Annotated in this window: 16 protein-coding genes; 15 read left to right on the top strand and 1 reads right to left on the bottom strand. The window is 64.9% G+C overall.

Annotation, left to right across the window (positions count from 1 at the left end; all coding sequences use genetic code 11):
- From WC815_07855 to WC815_07805, 11 genes are read left to right on the top strand one after another with little or no spacing between them, the layout of a single operon-like run.
- Nucleotides 1–1,182, top strand: coding sequence for a glycosyltransferase family 4 protein (locus tag WC815_07855; protein ID MFA5908675.1), 1,182 nt, complete (start codon nucleotides 1–3; stop codon nucleotides 1,180–1,182).
- A complete protein-coding gene (locus WC815_07850; protein ID MFA5908674.1) occupies nucleotides 1,140–1,949 on the top strand; it encodes a methyltransferase domain-containing protein in 810 nt (269 codons plus the stop codon). The genes WC815_07855 and WC815_07850 overlap by 43 nt, the downstream gene beginning before the upstream one ends.
- A complete protein-coding gene (locus WC815_07845) occupies nucleotides 1,946–2,968 on the top strand; it encodes a hypothetical protein (GenBank protein ID MFA5908673.1) in 1,023 nt (340 codons plus the stop codon). Before WC815_07850 ends, WC815_07845 begins: the two co-directional genes overlap by 4 nt.
- Nucleotides 2,969–2,975: 7 nt before the next feature.
- Complete coding sequence (locus WC815_07840; GenBank protein ID MFA5908672.1) at nucleotides 2,976–3,770, top strand: methyltransferase domain-containing protein; 795 nt, start codon at nucleotides 2,976–2,978, stop codon at nucleotides 3,768–3,770.
- Entirely contained in the window at nucleotides 3,770–4,585 is an 816-nt protein-coding gene (locus WC815_07835) for a methyltransferase domain-containing protein (GenBank protein MFA5908671.1), read from the top strand. Before WC815_07840 ends, WC815_07835 begins: the two co-directional genes overlap by 1 nt.
- Nucleotides 4,582–5,700, top strand: coding sequence for a glycosyltransferase family 4 protein (locus WC815_07830; protein MFA5908670.1), 1,119 nt, complete (start codon nucleotides 4,582–4,584; stop codon nucleotides 5,698–5,700). Before WC815_07835 ends, WC815_07830 begins: the two co-directional genes overlap by 4 nt.
- Complete coding sequence (locus tag WC815_07825) at nucleotides 5,690–6,790, top strand: glycosyltransferase family 4 protein (GenBank protein MFA5908669.1); 1,101 nt, start codon at nucleotides 5,690–5,692, stop codon at nucleotides 6,788–6,790. Before WC815_07830 ends, WC815_07825 begins: the two co-directional genes overlap by 11 nt.
- Before the next feature lie 8 nt (nucleotides 6,791–6,798).
- Nucleotides 6,799–7,587 (top strand): class I SAM-dependent methyltransferase, encoded by a 789-nt coding sequence (locus tag WC815_07820; GenBank protein MFA5908668.1) that lies wholly within the window; start codon nucleotides 6,799–6,801, stop codon nucleotides 7,585–7,587.
- A 16-nt stretch (nucleotides 7,588–7,603) separates the two neighbouring features.
- Complete coding sequence (locus WC815_07815) at nucleotides 7,604–8,725, top strand: hypothetical protein (GenBank protein ID MFA5908667.1); 1,122 nt, start codon at nucleotides 7,604–7,606, stop codon at nucleotides 8,723–8,725.
- Between the two features lie 40 nt (nucleotides 8,726–8,765).
- Entirely contained in the window at nucleotides 8,766–9,716 is a 951-nt protein-coding gene (locus tag WC815_07810; protein MFA5908666.1) for a glycosyltransferase family 2 protein, read from the top strand.
- On the top strand, nucleotides 9,700–11,178 hold the full coding sequence (locus WC815_07805) for a hypothetical protein (protein ID MFA5908665.1): 1,479 nt from the start codon (nucleotides 9,700–9,702) through the stop codon (nucleotides 11,176–11,178). Before WC815_07810 ends, WC815_07805 begins: the two co-directional genes overlap by 17 nt.
- 36 nt (nucleotides 11,179–11,214) lie before the next feature.
- Here the strand turns inward: WC815_07805 and WC815_07800 are convergent, their stop codons facing one another.
- Complete coding sequence (locus WC815_07800; protein MFA5908664.1) at nucleotides 11,215–13,539, bottom strand: hypothetical protein; 2,325 nt, start codon at nucleotides 13,537–13,539, stop codon at nucleotides 11,215–11,217.
- A gap of 179 nt (nucleotides 13,540–13,718) precedes the next feature.
- On the opposite strand from WC815_07800, the gene WC815_07795 reads away from it, so the two are divergent.
- Genes WC815_07795 through WC815_07780 form a run of 4 tightly spaced genes read left to right on the top strand, consistent with a single transcriptional unit; the run spans nucleotide 13,719 to nucleotide 19,071 of the window.
- Nucleotides 13,719–14,837 (top strand): hypothetical protein, encoded by a 1,119-nt coding sequence (locus tag WC815_07795; GenBank protein MFA5908663.1) that lies wholly within the window; start codon nucleotides 13,719–13,721, stop codon nucleotides 14,835–14,837.
- On the top strand, nucleotides 14,834–16,024 hold the full coding sequence (locus WC815_07790; protein MFA5908662.1) for a glycosyltransferase family 4 protein: 1,191 nt from the start codon (nucleotides 14,834–14,836) through the stop codon (nucleotides 16,022–16,024). The genes WC815_07795 and WC815_07790 overlap by 4 nt, the downstream gene beginning before the upstream one ends.
- Nucleotides 16,025–16,042: 18 nt before the next feature.
- The gene (locus WC815_07785) at nucleotides 16,043–17,884 is read left to right on the top strand and encodes an ElyC/SanA/YdcF family protein (GenBank protein ID MFA5908661.1); all 1,842 of its coding nucleotides are present in this window, start codon (nucleotides 16,043–16,045) and stop codon (nucleotides 17,882–17,884) included.
- A gap of 2 nt (nucleotides 17,885–17,886) precedes the next feature.
- Complete coding sequence (locus tag WC815_07780; GenBank protein MFA5908660.1) at nucleotides 17,887–19,071, top strand: GDSL-type esterase/lipase family protein; 1,185 nt, start codon at nucleotides 17,887–17,889, stop codon at nucleotides 19,069–19,071.
- Nucleotides 19,072–19,077 lie beyond the last annotated feature (6 nt).

Below are 19,077 nucleotides of genomic sequence, written 5' to 3'. Positions count from 1 at the left end.
ATGCTTGCCGTGTTCCAGCCGGCCAAGTTCCAGTCAATGGGCGTGAGCCAGGAGATTCACGTCCTGAAGGGCCGGATTGCCTTCTTGTTCAAGGCTGGCCGCGAAGCCAGGGTCGCCGACGGCGGGCCGACCGAGTTCTTCTACGGCTACGTGCAGCTGCGCCAGAAGGGCTACGACGCCGAGATCGTCACCGACCGCGAGCTGGATCTGGACACCCTGCCGGCGCGGGTCTGGCGGAGCGTCAGTCACATGTTCTATGCCGCGACCGGCGTGCCGTTGTGGCCGATCGCCAGGCTCGCGCGCTCGACGACGGTTGCGCGCCTCAATGCCTTCGACTGCCTGGTCGTCTCGACCAACACCTTCGGGGTGTGCCTGGGCCTGTTGTGCCGCCTCAACGTGATCCAGACACCGGTGTTGTTCCTGGCGATCGGCCTGATCGAGCCCACAACCCCGGCACGGGTCGTGCGGATCTATCGATGGATCTTCGGCAAGCGCGTCTCGGTGTGCGCCTTGACCGAGGGAAACGCGCGGCTGCTGTCATCGAAGCTCGATGCCCCGATCGGTCACATCCCATTTGGGGTCGACACCAGCTTCTGGACGCCAGCCGGCGCCGCGCCGGCCGGCGACTACGTGTTGAGCATTGGCAACGACTCACACCGGGACTACGCCACCCTGCTCAGGGCATGGCGTCCGTCCGACCCGCGCCTGAGGGTCGTGACCAGCCATCCGATTTCGAGCACGGCCGCCAACGTCGAGATCATTCGAGGTGGGTGGCATCACCAGGTGTTGACCGACGAAGCCATCCGCACGCTGGTTCAGAACGCCCGGTTCGTGATTCTGCCAATCCGCGAAACCATTCAGCCATCCGGCCAGAGTGCCTGTCTCCAGGCGATGGCGTGCGCCAAGACCGTCGTGATCACTGACTTCAGCGGCCTCTGGAATCGCGAGTTGCTGCGAGACGGCGACACCTGCCTATTCAGCGGCGCCCCCGGCGACCACGACGGCATTCGCCGCGCGGTCGATCGACTGGCGGCAGACAGTTCCGAGTCTGCTCGCATTGGCGCCAATGCCAGGCGAATGGTCGAGTCGGCGTTGAGTGTCGAGCACATGGCCGCCGCCGTAGCCAGGGAAGTCGCCGAGTGCATCACCAGCGCGGCGCCGCACTCGCCTCGGGCAAATTGATGACCAGCATTCATTTCGATAAGTACGACCGCAAGGGCGCCTACCACTGGATCGAATATGAGGGTGGGCTCCTGAGGATGAGCGCCTACACCCGGGCCCGATACGACCTGGTCTGCCGTTGCGTCCGCGCCGCTCTCCCGGATGGAGGCTCCGGTGAGATTCTTGACCTGGGCTGCGGTGACGGCGCGCTCGCCGGTGCCCTGTCCCGTGAGCTCTGCCGGCCCGTGGTCGGCGCCGATACCAGCGAGCGCGGGCTCGCACTGGCCGCCGAGATGTTCGGCAAGAAGGGCCTGCGCGGGGAGTTTCGGCTCATCAGCGGCTACGATACCGGCTTGGCCGGCGGCCGCTTCGCGGCCGTAGTCTGTTCTGAGGTGATCGAGCATGTCGACGACCCGCGTGCGATGCTCGACGAGATCTACCGGCTGCTGTCGCCAGGCGGCCACCTGGTAATTACGACGCCGATTCGCTTTTCGGAGTTGCCGGTCGATCCCATGCACGTGCAGGAGTGGTTCGTCGGCGACTTCACCGCGCTGTGCAGCGCCGTCTTCGGCGCGCCGGTCCAGGTCATCCGCTCACACCCCGTCCTCTGGTACGAACTGGTGACATCGTCTCGACGCTGGACCGGACGCGCGGGGCGGCTCGCCGCCAACCTGTTGACGATGCTGGGGCACAACCCGTTTCTCCAGACCGGCGGCGCGTGGCGCTGCTACACAACGCAGACGCTGGTCTTGCAGAAACGCGTCACGCCGCCTTGGGCCGCGCAGTGAAGGTGGCCCTGAACTTCAAGCCGCGCTCTGGCCCGTGGGGCGGCGGCAATCGGTTCGTCTCGGCCGTGACCGGCGCCCTGCGCGCACGCGGTGACGTCGTAGTCGATTCGCTGGCCGCACCGGACGTCGACGTAATCGTCTTGCTGGACCCACGTTGGCGCCATCCCGACGTGACCTTTACCGCCGGTGCCGTCTTGCGCTACTTGATCCGTCACCCTCGCACCGTCGTGGTGCATCGCATCAATGAATGCGACGAACGTAAAAAGACGCGGCACATGAATCTGCTGTTGCGACGGGCCAACTATTGCGCTGACCACACGGTATTTGTCGGCAGTTGGTTGAAGCACCTTCCCCTGTGGCAAGGCGGACCCGAGGCGCGTAGCAGCGTGATCACTAACGGCGCCGATTCCCGCACCTTTCATGCCCACGGCTGGCAGCCGTGGACGGGCACGGGCCCGCTCAAGCTGGTCACGCACCACTGGGGCGGCAACTGGATGAAGGGCTTCGACATCTATCAACGGCTCGATGAGATGCTTGCCGAGCCCCGTTGGCAGAACCGCCTGGCCTTCACCTACGTCGGCAACGTGCCGGCCGGGTTCACGTTTCGTCACGCGCGCCATATCGCCGCGCTGGATGGCGTGGAGCTGGCCTCCGAACTTCGCTCGCATCACGCCTATCTCACTGCCTCAATCAACGAGCCCGGCGGAAATCACCAGAACGAAGGCGCCCTCTGTGGCTTGCCGCTGCTATACCGGCGGAGCGGGTGCCTACCAGAGTACTGCGACGGCTTTGGCGTGTCGTTCGACGAAGGCGATTTCGAAGCGCGGCTCGACGAGTTGATCCGGCGCTACGACACACTGGCCGCCGTCATACCCGGGTATCCTCACACGGCGGAGCGCATGTGCGAACGCTACCTCGCCTGTTTTGACGATCTGATTCGGTCGCGCGACCAGATCGCTGCCGCTCGCCGCCTCTGGCGCAGCCCGTGGCTGGTGCTGCGCAACCAACTGGCCCTATAGGACAAGCATGCGCAAGGATTACATGGAGTCGGCGGCGCCGACCGACGATGAAACGGCGTTCGTCGAAAAGCATTGGACCGCGATTTGGGAACGCGAAGGTGGACCGCAGGGGCGGATCGATCAAATTCCCGCCAAGGAAGAGTACCGGATCATGGACCCCTACTTGCGGCGGTTACCGGCGGGGAGCCGCATTCTCGACGGCGGCTGCGGGCTCGGCGATTGGACCATGTGCCTGGCGCGGCAGGGCTTCTCGGTGGCAGGACTCGACCTCAGCCGCGAGACGATCGGACAGTTGAAGGCCCGGTTCCCGGAGGCGGAGTTCATTGCCGGCGATATCCGGCACACGGAATTTCCGGCCGGCCAGTTCGACGCCTACTTCTCATGGGGCGTGTTCGAGCATTTCGAGGCGGGTCTGCAGCCCTGCATCGTCGAGGCCTTCCGAGTGCTGAGGCCGGGCGGTTACCTCTTCATCTCGACGCCTCTCGACAACCTGCGCCACGGAGTGCTCGGCTCGCTGGCGCGCACCGTCCCCAGCGCAGCCTCCCTGCGGTTCTACCAGTGGCGCCTCACCCGCGCCGAGATCGCGCGCGAGCTCGAGATCGGCGGCTTCGAGGTGCTGGCGACGCACCCGATCCACAAGCGGCAGGGCGTGCTGCGCCTGCTGCATCACCAGTTCGGCTTGCCCTATGGCTGGCTGCTCACGCGAGTGCTGAGCGTGCTGCTCGCGCCGATCGTGCCCGGTTCGTTTATCGCGCATATGGTGCTGGCGGTCGCGCGCAAGCCGGCAGCCGGGCCCCGTTGATGACCAGAGAGATCAGCGGTGACGCGCGCCTGAGCGCCACCGACCGGTTGCGGTACCTCGGCCTCAACCTGGTCCGCAACCTGCGCCTGCCGGACCGGCGGTTCACGCGCCGATCGTTTTGCGAGCCCCGCCTCGAGACAACCCGTGCCGCGGCCTCGCCCGGGCGGGCATTGACCGAGGCATTCATTCAACGAGGCCTGCCGACGCTGCTGCCGCCAGGGCCAATTCGCGTACTCGAGATCGGCTGCGGCAGCGGCAGCCTCACGGCCCAGCTCGCGGCGGCTGGCTATACCGGCAGTTACCTTGGTGTCGACATCCAGGACAGGTTCCGCCATGAGCCTGAAGCCGCATTCATCCGGACATTTGTCGAAGGCGACATGCAGACGTTCGAGCCCGAGGGCCAGTTCGACCTGGTGATGTCGATCTCCGCGCTCGAACACATCGCCGACGATCGTAAGGTGATCGGGAAGCTCGGGCGCCTGGTCGCACCGGGCGGGCTGCAGGTGCACTGTGTCCCCAGTGGGTGGGGACTCCCGGTCTACTTGTGGCACGGCTACCGACAGTACACTTCGGCGCTGCTCGCCGAGCGATTCGATCCACGCGCGACGACCCTGTTTGCGATGGGGGGCGCGGCGAGCTTCGCGCTGCACTTCGTGTTCATCAGCGTCGCCGAGTTCGTGTTTGGCTGGCGCGTTCGCCGCCAGGCGACCGGCCTCTACCGCCCATTGCTCGATGCCTGCCTGCGCCTGGACCGGTTTGTCCCAGTGTGTGCCACGACCTACGCGGTCTGCCGTCGCGCCGGTGACGCCGAGTGAAAGATGTGTTGCGGCGGTGGCGTCCGGCGGTCACGGCCGCGCCGTGGCGCCTGGCGGCTTCGGCCGGGCTCTATGCCGGCGCCGGCCCGCCCGTGCAGTATGTCGCGGAGAATGCCGACTGGGTCATTCGCTGGATCGGCGAACGGCTGCGTGATGAGATTAATACCGTCGTGCCGGGCACGATGGGGACCACCACAACGCCGCAACGGTTGGTCAGGCGCGTGGCTCACTTTGGTTCTCAATACATGTGGACGGCGTGGGGACCGCACCTGGCAAGGTCGAATCGCCACGTCGTGTCTTTTTTCCATGGCAAGCGCGAGGACGGCCCGGACGTGTCCCGGCACATCGATGAGTTCCTGGCTAGCGTGCCGCGCCTGAGCCGGATCGTGACCGGGGCCCGGATGATCGAACGCCGCCTGCTGGCGTGGGGCGTGCCCGCCGACAAGGTGGTGCAGATTCCGATTGGCGTGGACACCGCCGTCTTTCATCCGCCCACGGCCAAGCAACGCGCTGTGGCCCGCGCGCGCCTGGCGATTCCCGAAGACGCGGTGGTCGTTGGGTCGTTCCAGAAGGATGGTGTGGGGTGGGGCAACGGGATGACCCCGAAACTGATCAAAGGCCCCGATGTGCTGCTTGACGTCGTCACGCGTTTGCATCGTGTCGTGCCGGTCCACGTGCTGTTGACGGGGCCGGCGCGGGGCTTCGTGAAGCATGGCCTTGAACGGGCCGGCATTCCGTACGTCCACCGCTACACCGGGACTCCAGTCGAACTCGTCGATTGTTATCACGCCCTCGATCTCTACCTGATCACATCACGGGAAGAGGGCGGTCCGATGGCGCTGATGGAGGGCATGGCGAGCGGCGTGCCGGTGGTGTCGACGCGCGTCGGGATGTCGCCGGACCTGCTGACCGACGGCGTGACCGGCGGGCTTGCCGAGCCTGCCGATGCCGCAGGCCTGGCCGAGCGCGCGCTCAGCATCCTGTCGTTGACGAGTAGTGACGCCTCGCGCCTGCGAACGCTCGCCACGGAGACCGTGAAAGTGTGCGACTGGAAGGTGGTCGCGCGTCGCCATCTGGACGAAGTTTATCGACCGCTGGTGGCCGATGGGCTTTAAGGACACCGCCGCCCGCGCCATTCTCCGCCGGGGCTACGTCGCCTTCTGCGGCGCGGCCGCGGCCGCCAATCTCGTGGCGCCTCGGCGCAACGAGCTGGCGGTCTATTACGGCGGCGCCCGGTCGGGTGACGTCGGCGGCCCGCTGGTCAAGGTGCGCCGCCTGCGGGAGTACTTTCCAGAGGTGCGGTGGGGCTACAACCTGGTGTACGTCCTGAGCAACGCGCCCTATCTGCCTGCCCCGGCCCTGCGATTGCTGAAGCGCCGGGGCATACCAATTGTTCACAACCAGAATGGGGTCTTCTACAAAGCCTGGTATGCGGGCGACTGGCAGGCCCAGAACCGGCAGATGGCGCAGCCGTACCACGCCGCCGACTGGGTGTTCTACCAGAGCGAGTTTTGCCGGCGCGCGGCCGATCTGTTCCTGGGGCCGCGCGAGGGAGCGGGCGAGATCCTCTACAATGCTGTCGATACCGGCCGCTTTTCCCCGTCGCCTGGGGGCGCTCCGGGCAGCGACGGCTATCGTTTCCTCGTCACGGGTAAGATAGGAAATCATCTGTATTACCGTTTAGAAAGCACGATCGCCGGTCTGCGTGTTGCCCGCGCGCGCGGGCTTGATGCGCGCCTCACCATCGCCGGGTGGATCGAGCTCGAGGCCCGCGGCCGGGCCGAGGCGCTGGCCGCCAGCCTCGGCGTCGCCGACAGCGTGACGTTCACCGGGCCCTACGGGCAGCAGCAGGCGCCGGACATCTACCGGGCCGCTGACGCCTACGTCATGACCAAACACAACGACCCCTGTCCGAATACCGTCATTGAGGCCCTGGCCTCGGGCCTTCCAGTGCTGTATTCGGACAGCGGCGGGACGCCAGAACTCGTTGGCACGTCGGCTGGCGTCGCCTTGCCGTGCGCCGAGGATTGGGAGGTGCCCCACGCACCCGACGCACAGGCGGTCGGTGAAGGCATGCTGCGCATTGCTGAGGGCCGCGCGGGTTTCGCGGCCGCGGCCCGCAGGCGTGCCGTCGAGAAATTCGACATTGCCCACTGGATCGCCCGCCACCGCGAGGTATTTCACCAATTGCAGGCTGCCCGCTGATGTCATCTGTGATCAGAAAGGCCGTGCTTGGCTGCGTGGACGTCCTCGGCCTGGTGTGGCGGCTGCTGCCTGCCAGGGTTCGGGAGACCGTGGTGATGGGCCTGTTCATGCTCGAATCGCGTCCAGGAGACCCCGCGCAAGCGTTGCGGAGGCTGCTGCGGCTGCAGAAACGGCTCGATCTGGTCATCAACGAGCGCGCCCTGGCGTACGGAGGTGGTGTCCATCCGAAGCACCGGCTGATGCGGTATCACGACTTCTTTGTCGATCGCATCGCGCCTGGTTCAAGGGTGCTCGACATCGGCTGCGGCTACGGCGCCGTGGCCCGCAGCATCGCGACCCGCGTCCCCCACAGCACGGTGGTTGGCGTGGAACTCGATAAGGGCCGGCTCGCGCAGGCACGCTCCGGCGAGGTGCCACCCAACCTCAGTTTTGTCGAGGCCGACGCGACTCGCGATCTGCCAGCAGGCGCCTGGAACGCCGTGGTGTTGTCCAATGTGCTCGAGCACATCGAGGATCGAGTGTCGTTCCTGAAGAGCATTGTCGCGCAGGTGCACCCCGACCAGGTGCTGATTCGCGTGCCGCTGTTCGAACGTGACTGGAAGGTCGCGTTGGGTAAGGACCTCGGGGTCGACTATTTCTCCGATCCCACGCATTACATCGAACATAGTCCGCAGGTTCTGACCAGTGAGCTCACCCTCGCCGGCCTCGAGCAGGTCGAAACCGTTCTCGTTTGGGGAGAGATCTGGACCCGGTGCCGGCCGAACGCAAAATCGTCACCAGCGGCGGTCAAGAAGTGATCGAGCAGACTTCGAGATGATCAGCGTCAGTCGCAGCGCGGTGGTATCGGCGGCCGTTTCCGCCATTTGCCTGCCCCTGTACGCCGTCTTCCCAACCATAGTTGGTCTTAATGGGGACTTGGCTCGCTACGGATCATCTGGAATACAGTTGCTCTGTGGCGATGGGAGGCGCGTTTGGGCCAACTATCAATTTGAGCCCGTCTTCGTGGCCGTCTGGTGGGCACTCGCCAAGGTCTGGGCGGTGCTATTTGGACCCGGCGCCGCTGAGTACTGTGCCGATCCTCGCCTCAACATCTTCTGGCTGGTAATCACTGCCGTCGCCGTGCTGGTCGTGCTCCAGATTTACATTGTCCGGAGCCTTGGCGTGGGTGCCTTGAGCTTTCATCTGGTTTTTTGTCTGGATACGGCGCTGCTGATGATGCCGTTCAATCTGATCCGGCAGTTCGTTGCCGTGATCATGGTCCTGGCATTGGTCTCTTTGATGCTCCGAGACCGAATTCAGCCGCGGTGGTTCGTTGCCGCCCTCGCCGTGCCGGCGCTTGTCCATTGGAGCGCCTGGGCGCTGTTGCTCATGGGAGTGATCTCGGTCATGGTGGTCGAATGGCCCCGCGTTTCACGCATTCGGTTGAAGCGCTCGGCCTCATCGTTGGTCGTGGTCCTGATAGCCCTGGTAGTCTTGGGCGTGCTGGCAGCGACCGCGTACGTCCTTTCGGTAAGCTACTTGTTGCCACGCATCCAGACAATTCTGTCTAACCCCCGGCGGTTTGCGGGGTTTGGCATCGAACCTACCGTTCGTGGCCTGGTGTCGCCAATCACCTTAGCAGTCCTGCTGTTTGCTTATGCGATCAGCCGCCAGCTCGGTGCCGGGTTTGCCCGTACGTTCATGATCAGCACCGCGGCAATGTACTTCGCAGTCGCCGCTTCTGGCATGGTGCCAGCGATGGAGCGTATGCGCATGCTGGTGCTCCCCGCGACCTATTTCGCCTTTCTCTATGTTCTAGATAAACGAACAACGGACCCGCGCTGGCAGGTGGTCAACGTCCTGTTTGTGCTGTTTGCCGTGTTCAACTTCTCCTGGCATGCGATGATTAGCAGACCCTTTGCTGACCGGGCGTCGTTTTTGCAGCTGTTCGAGTGATCAAACCTGACATGGCGCACCTCCTGCCCGCGAGAGGCTGATGGCAGCCCCCCCCCTGGTCACCATAGGCATGCCTGTTTTTAACGCCGCGGACACGGCGGCGACCGCTGTTCGCTCAATTTGTCACCAGACGTTCACGGACTGGGAACTGCTGGTCATCGATGACGGCTCGACCGATGGCATCGCGGACGTGATGCGGCACTTTTCGGATCCGCGTATCCGGTTCATCCAGATTCCGGACGGCAACCGGGGGTTGGCGACGCGTCTGAACCAGTGCATCACCCTTGCCCGAGGCCGGTACTTCGCACGAATGGATGCGGATGACGTGGCCTATCCGGAGCGGCTGGAGCGGCAGGTGAAGTTCCTCGATGAGCATCCCGAGGTCGATCTACTCGGAACCCGCGCGCTTCTGTTCAAGGGCGAAGGCAAGCCGTTCGGTTTGTACGCCAAGGCTTTCGATCACGCGGAGATCTGCCGGCGTCCATGGTGGGGGTTCCCCCTGGCGCACCCGACCTGGATGGGGAAACACGAGTGGTTTGTCAGGCACCAGTATCGAGAACGACACACCCGGTGCGAGGACCAGGAGCTGCTGTTGCGAACATTCGACACCAGCCAGTTTGCCGCATTGTCTGACGTCCTCTTAGGGTACCGAATGGACCGGATCCTGGCTGGCAAGCTGGGCCTGGGGCGACTGAACTATTGCCGCGAACTGGTTCGGCAGATCCACAGCGGTCCGTCGGCACTACGTGCCGCTCGCGGCATCCTCGTCCACAGCCTCGCGTATGGTCGTGACATCGCTCTGCACATTAGTGGCACTGTCAGCCGGCGGTCACGGCAGATGTTCTACCCGCTTGATGCCAGGGTGACCACAAAATGGCAGCAGGTGTGGGCCGACAGCAGTAGTGTCGCGCCAGCGGCGAGTCCGGCGCGGTCTACGTCCGAGGACGCCCATCGACCGTCCTCAACAGGCAACGATGATGAATCCCGATAGCCGAACTGACGACATCGCGTTGATCGACGTGTTGCGCCCACTCAAGCAACACCGCAGGCGCATCATGCAGGCGACCGCTGGCGTAATGCTGCTGGTCGCTGCAGGCGGCGGACTCTATTACCGGCTCCAGCCGGTCACCAAGTCCGCTGTGATTGGTTTTCGCACGACCTTCGACCAGGCCCAGCAGGGCCGGTATCCCAACGGGCTCAAGTTTTCAGAGGCAGATATCATTGGCCCGGCGATCGTCGACGCCGTCATCGAGACCAGCGGCGTTGCAGAATATTGTTCGCCGGATATGGTCAGGGGCGGCCTTAGTGCCCAGCAGACGTCACCGGCATTGCGCGACTTGACTGTGAATTATGAGAGGCGGATGAGCCGCGTCGTCCAGAACGCGGTAGATCTCCAGCGGATCGATCAGGAGTTCTCAACTGAACGCTCGCGCATGCGAATGGATTACGAGCTGAGATTCACACCCGGCCGGCAATGCTCAGACTTGCCAGACACGATTCTCACCAAGATGTTGCCCGCGATTATTGCTGAGTGGGCCAGGGACGCAGTTGAGGTGCGTGGTGTGCTGGCGCTTCGCCCGCCCGTCGAGATGTCGCCGCTCCTTGACCGGGCCTCCAGCAGCGCCGAGGGGCTGTCGGCGCGCCTTGCCTTGGTACGGATCGCGGTCAATCGACTGATCGCGGCGGCGACTGCCGGCGAGGCATCGTTCTCCGAATTGGAGCAGGCGGGAGGCGCGGCGGTCTCGCTGGTGGACTTGCGCCTGCGCCTCCAACTCCTCTTAACAGCAGAGCTGGATCCGCAGGCGGCGAGCATCGCCGCCACGCGCGGTCAACTGTCCGACCAGAGGATTCGCGAGGCACTGCAATACGCGCAGGGCGAACTGGACTCCGCCCGGCAACGGGTTGAGATCTACCGAGGGGCACTACGCGAATACTCGAGTGCGCAGGCCAGCCTTAGCGCCAGTTCTGAGATAGTGGCCGCCCCAAACGTCGCTGTGCTCGACCGACTCATTGAGCTGTCCGCTACCAACCTGAAATACCGGCGGGATCTGTCGCAACGGATGGTGGAAGCTGGTGAGGAGGCGGTTGAGTACTCACGGACTATCCAGGCCTACCGGGAGGCGCTGTCGAAGTCGATTGCATCTGGTCCCGCGTCTGGCACACGCGACGCCGACAACGCCGTGGTCGCGGAGATCGTTGGCGAAGTCAAGCGCGCCGTCGAAGAGTTCATGAAGATCCAGGCCGTCCTGGCGCAAGGCCAGACGCCCGCTGAGGCGTCCCTCTATCGAGTAGAACGACCCACCGAAGTTACGACTGTTCGGACAATTGGTGGTCGCACGATCGCCTTTCTCGTGTTGGGCGCGGGGTTCCTGACACTGATACTGTCAGCGGCCGCGACGCTTGTCCTTGTGCTTGGTCGCGACCCGTTGGCCATCGAAACGCCCAGATCCTGAGCTGAGCGGTCGCCTCGAGGCGGCGCTCGACTGGCGTCAAAAATACCGCTGCAGGATGAAACAAAGGCAGTACGCGTGAACGGACAAGATCAGCGCGAGTAGGGCCGCGGGCCGCGCCGGTCCTGCGCCCGTCATGGTCCGACTTGCCAACTGGTCACCTGCCATTGCAACCGGAATCCAGAACACGGCAAGCGCGACGACGAACCAGGGCATGAGGTAGCGGCCGTGCAGGTTCGAGACGATCTGTTTGGACGAAAAGGCGTAGAACGCAAACGTCACCAGCGACCCGCCGATAAAGGCCACCAGCCAGACGGACCGGCGAACGTTTCGTGTCACGGCCGTGATGCCGAGGAAGGTCATTAATGAGGCCGCTGTCAGCGTAACGAGGACGGCGACGAACCAGTCACCGGGCATCGTGTCGAGCCAGCCGAAGCCCGCCCAGAACGAGTCACTCAGGAAAGTGCTGGAGTGGCGGAGCCTGAACATGCTAGCCATGCCAATAACGACCTGTCCCGTGTATCTTCCCAGTCCCGGCGCCAGCGGACTCTGGATATTCTCAACGTCCGGATAGTCCCACCACCAGGAACCGAGCAGCGATGCTGCGATAGCCGCTACGATTGCGAAGCAGACCACTGGCGCGACCGCGGTCGCCGCGGGGGCGAGCACGCGCTGCAGTCGGCGCCGCCCGAGCGCCGTGGTTGCCTCGAGGAGCCAGCCCGCGAGAGGCACACCAGCCACGCCAACTACCCAGGGATGATCCAGGAGCCACCGCGCCGGTGCCCACAAGTCTGGAAACCGGGCCGTGATTTGTGCTCCCGTTTCCAGAATTCTGGTCAAATGCGGCACACTGGCAACGGTGAAGAAACACGCGGCCGCGAGCGACAGGCCGCCCCAGAAGACGGCGGCCTCACGAACAGGGTGATTCCCACCCCGCGAGCCGAGCAGGGCACGCATCAGGAGCATAACGGCGACCAACGCCGACATGGGAAGAGCGCTTCTGGTCGTGAGCAGAATTGCGGCGGCACCCAAGCCGATCGACAATCCCATGTAATGCGAGTTCCGGTCGTCGACGACCAGTATGGCCAGGCCTGCCGCCAGCATTACGACCGCCGAAGTTAATACGGCGGTCTCCGAGAACTGCATGCCGAAGAACGGCAAGGTCGGCACGAACAGGAACGGGAAACACAGGAACTGTGGATATGAAACCCTCGCCGAAGCTGTCAGCAGACCCGCTGCCGCTGCGACGGCGAGACCGAACAGCACGGCGTGGACACCGCGCACCATTGCGAAAGTCGCGGCCGCCGATCGGCGGGGGAGCCACCGGCCCATTCCTTGCCAAAGGTAGGTGGTCAGAGAGCTGCGGGTCGCCATATCAAGTTCGTCAAACTTGGTCACGTACGCGAACGGCTTACCCACATCTCGTGGCCGGAAGCGCTCCGTCGCGAGGAATCTGATGCGCTCGAAATGTGTATCGAGGGCGAGTTGCCTGATCTCAGGCAGGAAGCGTGGCTGGGCCGTCACGAGGCCGTACGCGCCGGCGAAGGGCGTCTCGTCGGCGGCCTGCAGGGGCGGTATGGCGACCGCGTACAACAGCGCCAGTCCGGTGGCCATGCAGAACCCGCCGGCTGCCGCCCGCGGCGCCGCTCGCGAGATCCAGCCAGTCTCGGTGCGCTCGCTGATTGGGAAAACCAGCGCGCCAACGAATATGAGGAACGAGCCGCCGGCCACGACGAGCCAAACCGCCAGCGGCTTCACCGACCCCGTCCACATGTAGCTGAGCAGGTTCACTCGGCGCAGTCCGAGAGCGGGCATGTCGTCGACGAACACTCCCATAATCGTCGGCGGCGGATCTGGAATCCCGTCCCTGCGCTCGCCGATATAAATCATGCCGCCGGAGCGGAGTTCCGGCGGCAGCGGTAGGGTGAACAAGCCCAGATCGCCAGGCCCTCCCATCTTGACCGTCAACGCCAGCTCGCCGGTGGGCCGGCCTTGTTGTACCAGGCACGGTCCCGTCCGCACGAACGGTTGAGGAATGCCATTGTTGATCTCGGCATCCGCCTGCATTTCGTAGACGCAAGACGTGCCGACAACTTCCAGCCGGCCGGTCGCCGGATGTCGGAAGGTCTTGTCGCTCTGAGAGAACGTGATGTGAATCTCGGCGTGCCTCAAGATGTCGACCGGCACCGGCGAGAACAGGGACATCTCGTGGATGCGCTCATCGCCCCACGGTGAGATGCGCGAGAACGAAATCGAGAGGGACTCGGCGGGAACCTTGGGCTCGATCGGCGTCGACTGCCGATCGGGCGCGCCGGGAGAGAGCAGCGTCCAGATAAGGGGGATGGTGAAGGCGGCCGTTGCCACTCCTGCCCACAGTAACCGCCCCCGGCGCATTCGCTCAGTGTACCATTACTGTTTCCCGCGCCTCACATTGTGATTGACAAGATCTTATCGACGTTGAAGGCTCGCGGCCTGGCCGGCGCAAAGTTCGTTGGCCGCGATGCCGCCTATCGACAAACCAGCCCGTTTGCGGCCGATCGCGGATGACCGGTGCTACCCCAACCGCGGACGCCCCGTACGTGCTGGTGGTATCGCTGGCGAAGCGCGACCCGATGTGCACGCTGTTTTTTACGCACTTGGCCGGCCGCGTGCCGATGCGCATCGTGCAGTATCCGGCGGACGACACCATCGGCCCCCTCAGCGGCGCCAGCGCCGTCGTGATCATCCGCGGGCTGTTCGAGTTCGGTCCCCTCATCGCCTGTGCTGAGTGGCTGAAAGTGCCGCTCTACTACTTCCAGGACGACAACTTCATGCTGATTCGCGAGGAGGTGCAGACCTACGGATCGATCTACGAACGCTACACAAACGACGCGGTCCGCTCCATGCTCACGCGGTTCGACGGCGTCCTGCTCGCGACTCCGTCCCTGGTCGACTACTTTCGCGAGCAGCGACTGCACAACCGGCTATGGTTATATCCGCCGGTGGCCGGTCCGTCGCTCAATGCGACCTCCGAAACCGCTGACCGGCCGCTGACCATCGCCTTCTTCGGTGGCCAGCATCGGCGGGAGCCGTTCGTGCGCCATGTCTATCCGGCTATCGTCGATTTGGCGCGCAGCCGGCCGATCAGAATAATCGCCGCCGGCATCGACCCGGAAGCGCTGCCACCGGCTGAAGGCGTCGAAATGGTGTTTCCGAAATATGACGGCTCCTATACGGCAGCGCTGCAGTTGGTCGCCCGATACGGCGTCGACATCCTGGTCCATCCGAGCGCGATCACTGCCAACAACATTTTCAAGAACCCGCATGTCTTGATTAACGCCGATGTAATAGGGGCGGCCCCGATTTTCACGAACGAGCCTCCGTACGAGGAGGTCGCCGACGCGGGTGTGGCGCTGCTGTGCGAAAACACCCGGGACAGCTGGTACGCCGCGCTGTCGAGGCTGGCGGCGGACCCCACTCTGCGAGCCTCAATTCGGGAGCGTCTATCGGCGTACTGTGCCACGCACTTCAGCGGTGCGGCCAACATTCAGACTCTGTCGGACGTGCTCCGGATGCACCCAGAGCCAAGTTCTTCCGCGCGTGCGTGGAGGTACGCATGGGCAACCGCTTGCTTCAGTGCGGCCCGCGTCAGCGGTCGGATATCGCGGCTGATCGCGCGATGAGCACACCGGTTCTGCCGTCGGTGCTCTGGGTCACGGGCGCCTATTATCCGGAGTTCAGCGCCGGGGGCTTACAGTGTCAGGCGGTGGCGCATGTCCTGAACGGACGTGCCCGCCTGAAGGTGCTGACGACCGCCACCACTCAGGGGATCCCTTTCCGTGAGGTGGTCGACGGCGTGTCCGTGTCGCGAGTCATCGTCAGCGTCGCAAGCCGCTGGTCGGTTGTGACTGCCAGCGCGCGCCTCCTGGCGGAGTTGTTTCGTCTCATGCCGCGTGCGAAACTGGTCCATATCCAAGGGTATTCGACCAAGAACATTCTTGTGGCCGCCGTCTCCCGGCTCTTCGGCCGGCCCATGTTGATCCACTTGCAGACTGCCAGGCATGACGAACCCGAGACCATCCGTGCGCACGGCGCGCTCGCATGGTGGGCGTTTTCGGGGGCGGATGCCTACCTGAGCGTCAGCCCGGGCCTGACCGCCTGCTACCTCGAGGCCGGCCTGCCGGCCGGCCGGATTCGCGAGATCCCCAACGGCGTGGATGCCGTGCGCTTTGCACCGGCGTCACCGGCCGAACGCCAGGCGTTGCGGCGACGACTGCACCTCCCCGAGGATCGCCCGATCGTGCTCTTTGTCGGGGTCATGTCGCCGGACAAGCAGCCCCATGTGCTGTTCGACGCATGGCTGCGGATGCGGCGCGAAACCGGCATCGCCTCCACGCTGGTCTTCGTCGGCGCCAGCAATCCCACGTTGTATGAACTGGCCGACCGCTTTGCCGAGCGGGTGCGCGCGGCGGCTGACGCGTCGGGCTTTGGCGGCGAGGTGTTGTTCGTGCCGCCGACAGCGGCCATCGAAGACTACTTCCGGGCCGCCGATGTGTTCGCTATGCCGTCGGCGCGCGAAGGCCTGCCGATCGTGCTGCTCGAAGCCATGGCGTGCGGGCTGCCGGCGGTGGCGTCACGGCTACCGGGGTCGACCGACACGATGATCGAGTCCGGCGTCAATGGCCTGCTCGTGCCACCTGGTGACGTCGCCGCCTTTGCCGCCGGCCTGGCGGACTTGCTGTCGCGGCCGGCCGCAGCCGCCGGCATGGGAGTTAAGGCGCGACGCACGGTCGAAGACCGCTATACCATTGAGCGTGTCGCCGAGCAGTGGATGGCAGCCTATAACGACGTGCTTGGACGGCGGCCCTAAAGGACCGCCCTACACTTCATGAACCGCCAGCACGACATCCTCTGCATCTCGTCGATCGACTGGGACTTTATCTGGCAGGGCCACCAGGAGATCATGTCGCGCCTCGCCGCCGAGGGGCACCGCGTGCTGTTCATCGAGAACACCGGCGTCCGCCAGGTTCGCGTCAGCGACATCGGCCGCATTCGCGCCCGCCTGAAGAACTGGCGGCGCGGCACCAAGGGCTTCCGCGAAGAGCGCCCTAACCTGTTCGTGCACTCGCCGCTGGTGCTGCCGCTGCCGTACTCGCGCCTCGCCGGCTGGATCAACCGCCAGGTGATGATGCGCAGCCTCACCCGCTGGATGCGCGCCACCGGCTTCTCCCGCCCCATCGTCTGGACCTTCCTGCCGACGCCGCTGGCACGAGAGGTGATCGCGCGGATTGATCCGGTCGCGACGATCTATCACTGCGTCGACGAGTTCGCGTCGAGTTCCGCCGACGCCCGCCGCATCGTGACCAGCGAGGAGCAGCTCTTTCGCGACGCCGAGCTGGTGTTCGTGACGTCGGAGAAGCTGCGTGAGCGCGCGGCGAAGTTCAGCGAACATGTGCACCTGTTCCCGTCGGGCGTCAGCCTGGAGGCCTTTGGCGCCGCCCGCGATTCTGGCGTGGCGGTGCCCGACGACCTGGCGCGGTTGCCGCGGCCCATCGCCGGCTACGTCGGCGGCATCCACCAGTGGGTCGATCAGGACCTGATCGTCGCCGCGGCGACCCGCTTGCCGGATACGAGCTTCGCCTTGATCGGCCCGGCGCAGGTGGACGTGTCGCGCCTGCAGGCGTGTCCCAACGTGCACCTGCTCGGTCAACGCCCGCACGCCGAGGTGCCCGCTTACATTCAAGGCTTCGACGTCGGGCTGGTGCCGTACCGGATCGCCGACTACACGGCCAACGTCTATCCCGCGAAGATGAACGAGTATCTCGCGATGGGGAAGCCGGTCGTCGCGACTGACCTGCCGGAAGTGCACCGCTTCAATCGTGAACACGACAACGTGGTGACGGTCGGGCGCACGGCCGATGAGTTTGCCGCGGCTGTCTCCGGAGCGGCCACGCCGGCTGGCGACGAGGCGCGGCGTCGCCGCATGGCCGCGGCCGAACGAAACGGATGGGCACGACGGCTGCGAGACATGTCGGCCCTGATCGACGAGGTCATCGCCTCCCGTAGCCAAGACGCCCGTGGCTGGGAAGACCGCCTCAGGCGGCTGTACGCCGGGGCGCGGCGCCGCACGGCTGAAGGCCTGATTGCCGCCGTCGCCATCTACCTGCTGCTGTTCCAGACCCCGGCGCTGTGGTGGGTCGCGAGTCCGCTGCTGGTCACCGCGCCGCCACAGCCGGCCGAAGCGATCGTTGTGTTCGCCGGCGGCGTTGGCGAGTCGGGCAAGGCCGGCGGCGGCTTCCAGGAGCGCGTCACGCAGGCGGTGGCACTCTATCGCGCCGGCTACGCGCCGAAGCTCATCTTCTCGTCCGGCTACGTGTTCACGTTACGCGAGGCCGAGGTGATGAAAGCGGTGGCCATCGATAATGGTGTGCCGGCCGACGCCATCCTGCTCGAAGAAGCTGCGAAGAACACCTACGACAACGTCCGGCTGACCAAGCAGATGCTCGACCGCAACGGCTGGAGCCGGATTCTCCTGGTCAGCTCGCCGTATCACATGCGCCGCGCGACCATGACGTGGAGCAAGCTGGCCCCTGACGTCGCGGTCGTCCCGACGCCAGTGCCGCAGAGCCAGTTCTACACCCACGAGCGGGGCGCCTCTCTCGAGCAGATCCGCGGCATTCTCCACGAATATGCCGCGCTCGCGAGCTACTGGTGGCGCGGGTGGGTCTAGGCATGTCGAAGGCCGGCCGTAAGCTCCTGGCCCTCTCGCTGCCCGCCGTTGCCATCGCCGGCCTGGTCTCGGTGATGCTCGTTGAAGCGTGGGTGCGCCTGCAGTGGGACGAGAAGCGCGGGACGCCAGGCTTCTTTCTGGCCGACCCCGTGCGCGGCAATCGCCTCGCGCCCGGGTATCGCGGGTTCTTTGCCGGCGTTCCGGTTCATATCAACTCCCTTGGCTTCCGCGACAGCCGCGAGTACAGCCTCGAGAAATCGCCCGGCACCTTTCGCATGCTCGTCCTGGGTGACTCGGTGACCTTCGGACACGGCACGCTGGACGAGACCACCTACCCGTTCCTGCTCGAGCGGCGATTGCAGCAGTGGCGGCCCGACGTGAAATGGGAGGTCTGGAACCTCGGGGTGCCCGGATACAACACCTCGCAGGAACTGGCCTATCTCACCGAGGTGGGTAGCCGCTACGATCCGGACTTGGCCATCGTCGGGTTCTTTGCCAACGACCTGACCGACAACACGCTGCCGGCCGCGCCCTCGCTGTCCCGCCGCGCGACCCGCGGTGTGCAGCGGCTGATGCAGCAGCATTTGTACTCGTACGAGTTCTACAAACGAACCTTCCTGACTGTTCGCTGGCGGCTCATGACGGACGAGGACGACCGCAGACGTATCGAGAACCTGTCCGGCGAAGAGGCGCTGCTCGGCCGCATGGAGGACCTCTCCGCGGACGACGATCAGAAACTGAGTGCCGTCGATACCTTCGACGATCAGCAGGTGCGCGATTTCACGTGCCCGGTGCTGGGCCCCCGCGATGGCGGGGGCGACCGGCTCGCCGCGGCGGTCCGCAAACAGTCCCCGGAGACGCTCGCCTGGATCGCCGCCGTCCGGGGCCTCCAACGGCTGAACCGGGAGGGAGCCTACCGTGTGATGTTCTTCATCAACATGGCGCCCGATATCTGTGCGCGCGAGGACCGCTTCCACAACGGCGGGTCGCTCGACGACGACGACGCACTGAGGGAGATTCTCGGCGACGGCACGCCGGTGGCCAGCAGCACCCGGGCCTTTCTCCGCTACCGGCCATCGCAGATGCCGGGCGCGAACAACCACTCGTTCGGCAACGCGAATCGCGTGAAGGCCGACGCCTTGTTCGACTTCCTGCGCACCAGTTCGTTACTGCCCCCGGCTCACTGACCAGCA

The organism is Vicinamibacterales bacterium (assembly GCA_041659285.1).
In the GTDB taxonomy this organism is placed as follows: domain Bacteria; phylum Acidobacteriota; class Vicinamibacteria; order Vicinamibacterales; family UBA2999; genus 12-FULL-67-14b.
The sequence above is the reverse complement of the archived record's forward strand: the minus strand, read 5'-3'. Positions and strand labels throughout refer to the sequence as shown.